1 protein-coding gene is annotated in these 2,262 nt (G+C 68.8%); it reads right to left on the bottom strand.

The window, feature by feature from the left end; all coding sequences use genetic code 11:
- Positions 1-2,046 (bottom strand): Ig-like domain-containing protein (locus AC1DWF_RS31605; RefSeq protein WP_476842521.1); only part of this gene is annotated, 2,046 nt, incomplete at its 3' end.
- Positions 2,047-2,262 lie beyond the last annotated feature (216 nt).

Here is a 2,262-nt window from a genome sequence, read left to right on the forward strand (position 1 = left end):
GCCCAGCACCGAGGTGGTGATCGTGAACGCTCCGCCGGTCGCCACGCCCGTCCCCAGCACCGTCGTGCCGTCGGTGTCGTAGACCGTCACCGTGGCGCCCGCCTCCGCCGTCCCGGCGATCGTCAGCGTGGGGTCGTTCGAGCTGCCRTTRTYCGTCACCAGGCCCGTCACCGGCGCCGCGTCRTCGCTCACGCTGGCGATCACCGGCGCCGMYGGCGCCAAGSTGTCGACGGTCAGGTCRTGCGTCGCCGTCGCGGTGTTGCCCGCCGCGTCCGTGGCCACCGCCGTCACCGTCAGCAGGCCCTGGCCYGCCGTCGCCACCGACGTGCTCCAGGCGCCRSTGCYGTCGACCGTCACCGACGCGCCGTTCACCRCCARCGTCGAGCCGATCTCCGCGGTACCCGAAACCGTGATCCCACCCGCCGCTTCAGCGGCGTTGATCASGTCGTCGCCRCCCTCAATTGTAGTGATCGACACCAACGGCGCCRYRGTGTCGAYGGTSACSTGGAAYGCYGCCGAGGCGGCACTCTGGTTGCCCGCCGYRTCGCTCGCCCGGACCGTCAGSGTRTGGCCGCCCTCGYCCAGCACCGAGGTGGTGATCGTGAACGCCCCGCCGGTCGCMACRCCCGTYCCCAGCACCGTCGTGCCGTCGGTGTCGTAGACCGTCACCGTGGCGCCCGCCTCCGCCGTCCCGGCGATCGTCAGCCTGTTGTCGTTCGAGCTGCCGTTATCCGTCACCACGCCCGTCACCGGATCTACGTCGTCGGTCACGACGGTGATCACCGGCGCCAGCGGCGCCAAGGTGTCGATGGTGACGTGGAACGGCGTCGAGGCCGGCCCCTGGTTGCCCGCCGCGTCCGTCGCCCGCARCGTCAGGGTATGGGCGCCCTCGCTCAGCGCCGAGGTGGTGATCGGCCCCGCCCCGCCGGTCGCCAAGCCGGTCCCCACCACCGTCGTGCCGTCGGTGTCGTAGACCGTCACCGTGCTGCCCAGTTCCGCCGTCCCGTCGATCTCCAGCGTGGGGTCGTTCGAGACGCCGTTATCCGCCACCTCGCCGGTCTCCGGCGCCACGTTGTCGATCACGCTRCCGAAGGTCGGAGCCCCCGGCGCCGTGGTGTCGATGGTGACCTGGAACGCCGCCGAGGCCAGCCCCTGGTTGCCCGCTCCGTCCGTCGCCCTCGCCGTGAACTGGTAGGCGCCATCCGCCAGGGAGGTGGGGTCGGCCCGGCTCCAGTTGCCGCCGGTGTCGGCCACCGTCGTGCCGATCGACACGCYGTCCCGAAAGATCTCGACCGTGCTGCCCGCCTCGGCCGTGCCGCTCAGCGTCAGCGTCTGGTCGCTGGTGAGGTGGTCGCCCGCCGTCCCGCTGTCGCCCGCGAACCCCGTGATCGCCGGCGCCAACGGCGCCGTGGTGTCGATCGTGACGTGGAAYGCCGTYGMGWACGSCCCCTGGTTGCCCGCCGCGKCSGTCGCCCTCGCCGTCAGCGTGTGAGCCCCCTGGCCCAGCGCCGAGGTGGTGATCGTGAACGCCCCGCCGGTCGCAACACCCGTCCCCAGCACCGTCGTGCCGTCGGTGTCGTAGATCGTCACCGTGCTGCCCGCCTCCGCCGTCCCGGCGATCGTCAGCGTGGGGTCGTTCGAGCKGCCRTTATTCGCCACCAGGCCCGTCACCGGCGCCGCGTCGTCGCTCACGCTGGCGATCAACGGCGCCRMCGGCCCCGCCAGGCCAACGATGGTGACGTGGAACGCTGCCGAGRCRGCACTCTGGTTGCCCGCCGCATCGCTCGCCCGGACCGTCAGGGCATGGCTGCCGTGACCCAGCGCCGAGGTGATGATCGTGAACGCCCCGCCGGTCGCAACACCCGTCCCCAGCACCGTCGTGCCGTCGGTGTCGTAGACCGTCACCGTGGCGCCCAGCTCCGCCGTCCCGGCGATCGTCAGCCTGTTGTCGTTCGAGCTGCCGTTATCCGCCACTAGGCCCGTCACCGGCGCCACGTCGTCGGTCACGCTGGTGATCGCCGGCGTCGACGGCGCCAAGGTGTCCATCACACTGATTTCACTGCCAGCGGCCGAAATACTCGTCGCTGAAACATTCGGAAGGTCTATCAACACATTTAGAGTTGTAGTTATTCCAGATCCACCCTGGATAAAAACAAATGTGTGATTTTTATCTGAAATTGTAGCGATAAATGCAATTGAGCTTCCTGAAGTACCAAGATTATTTGCTTGCAAATATTGAACTACTGCTGCCACATCTTGATT

It is taken from the genome of Aminobacter sp. P4_D5 (assembly GCF_056401815.1).